This is a genomic window from Vibrio sp. 1401 (assembly GCF_033340295.1).
The window spans coordinates 1-557 of the sequence record NZ_JAWOWF010000688.1; the positions used below are offsets into that span (position 1 = coordinate 1).

1 pseudogene is annotated in these 557 nt (G+C 45.4%); it reads right to left on the reverse strand.

The features are described 5' to 3' along the window. Positions 1-557, reverse strand: a pseudogene (locus R7Z77_RS27605) (VPA0450 family T3SS effector inositol phosphatase); the annotation flags it as partial.

Sequence of the window (557 nt, forward strand, 5' to 3'; positions counted from 1 at the left end):
AACTTTTGAGAAAAGCTTCTGACTTCGAATGTTGACTGCACTGGCTTATGGTCGCTGACATTCTCAAAACCATCAGTGATAACACTGGTTTGGTGGTTCTGTAAGTTGCCCGTTTTGTTGGTTAAACCAGTGTTATCCAGCTCACCGAAGTCAGGGCGATCTCGGCCTTCTTTCTGCTTAATATTGCCAGTGTGCTTATCTAGCTGCATGTAAGTATGGCTATCGAGTGGTTTGAACTTAAAGCCATGTTTCGCTAAGTGCGTATCATCGTGGGCAATTGGGTCGTACAGCACATCAGAGCCTTCAGCAACGCGCTTCTCACGTTCATTGAGATCGCCAGTGATCAGAACTTCCTCATTTGGATTAATGCCTTCCATCAACTTGTTGCCTTCGAACTCACGTTTGACTTCTTTGTTGGAATCCAGGTGTGCAGAAATGACGTTTAAAGGTTGTCCATTGATCTCCAAAGCCGTTTTCACGCCGCCTTTATTACCCGTGATGCCCATGAAGAATTCCATGTTTCGTCCACCGATGCCGTGACGATATTCAGACTCATT